This window comes from Bacillus sp. JJ864, from assembly GCF_036963045.1.
GTDB lineage: Bacteria > Bacillota > Bacilli > Bacillales > Bacillaceae_G > Bacillus_A > Bacillus_A pseudomycoides_C.
This window is the reverse complement of sequence record NZ_JBALLY010000235.1, coordinates 1-1,462: the sequence shown is the minus strand read 5'-3', so window position 1 is coordinate 1,462 and position 1,462 is coordinate 1. Positions and strand designations below refer to the sequence as shown.

Annotated in this window: 1 protein-coding gene; it reads left to right on the top strand. The window is 32.4% G+C overall.

Features of this window, described 5'->3' with window-relative positions; all coding sequences use genetic code 11:
• Positions 1–41 precede the first annotated feature (41 nt).
• Positions 42–1,183 (top strand): IS3 family transposase gene (locus V7024_RS23815; RefSeq protein ID WP_335524534.1). Its coding sequence is split into 2 segments (ribosomal slippage): positions 42–282 and positions 282–1,183, totalling 1,143 coding nucleotides; the frame shifts between segments, so codons are not numbered across the junction.
• Positions 1,184–1,462 lie beyond the last annotated feature (279 nt).

Genomic DNA, 1,462 nt, shown 5'->3' with positions numbered 1-1,462 from the left:
AGTTAAGTCCTTACAATGGATTTCAAGGAGGAAGTGTCCGTATGACAAACAAGAAGTTTAATGAAGAGTTTAAAAAAATGGTTGTTGAATTATATCGTTCGGGACAACCTGTCAAACAATTAAGCGGCGAGTATGGCGTATCAGAGGTAACCATTTATAAATGGATTAAAATATATTCTCCTATCACATCAGTTGATAAAGATGAAATAACACTAGAAGATCTAAAACGAATGAAAAAAGAAATGCTTCGTTTAAAAGAAGAAAATAAAATATTTAAAAAAGCTATGGCCATATTCGCGAGAAAATAGAAGATACAGAATTACATCAATTTATTGATTGTCAAAAAGAAACGCACTCTGTTCATATGATGTGCCAAACTCTTGGGATAGCGAGAAGTTCTTACTACCAATCTCAGCATAAAACAGAGTCAAAGCGTAGCCGTGAAAATAAAAAATTAACCCAAAAAATTAAACAAATTCATCAAGATAGCAAGGAACGTTACGGTGCACCAAAGATTCATCAAACACTGTTAGAGCAAGGCGTACAAGTAAGCATAAAGCGTGTACAACGGCTCATGAAAAAAGAAAATGTTCGTTCTATTATCTTAAAAAAATACAAACCACATTCATCAAAATCAACTGTAGAAGAACGGACAAATCTATTAGAACAGGACTTCTCTACAACAACAATAAATGAAAAGTGGGTAGCGGATATTACCTATATTCACACGCAAAAAGATGGTTGGTGTTACCTTGCATCTGTGATGGATTTGTATTCTAAAAAAATTGTTGGATATTCATTTTCACGAAATATGACAACAACTCTTGTGGTAAAAGCGTTAGAAAACGCTTACTATACACAGAAACCACCAGAAGATCTCATTCTACATACTGACTTAGGAACTCAATATACAAGTCAGGAATTTCAAACCTTACTCGCGAGTTTTAAAATCAAACCTTCTTTCAGTAAGAAAGGCTGTCCGTATGATAACGCTTGCATCGAGTCGTTTCATGCCATTTTAAAGAAAGAAGAAGTATATCGTACAAAATATTTCACATTTGAACAAGCAAACTTAGCATTATTTCAATACATCGAGGGATGGTATAACCGCAAGAGAATTCATAGTAGCATTGGTTATAAAACTCCCCAAGCAATAGAAGATCTGGCTAAAAAAATAGCTTAGATTTAACTTTTTTGTGTCCAAAATATTGACTCACATCCAGTTTAACACTGTTAGTTTTAACTTAAACCTCTCCCCTGCTCAGGAACAAATTAAAGAAAGAGAGAACCTATACAAAATAGATTCTCTCTTTTTTTAATCTCTTATATTAACAAATTTAATAACATAAATTAACGCACAAATTACAAGTAAAAGTTCACAAATTCTAGTAATTAGACTAATAGTAGGATTGAAATCAAGACCGAAAATAATGTGAATTAGTGTATATATAATTACAACTTA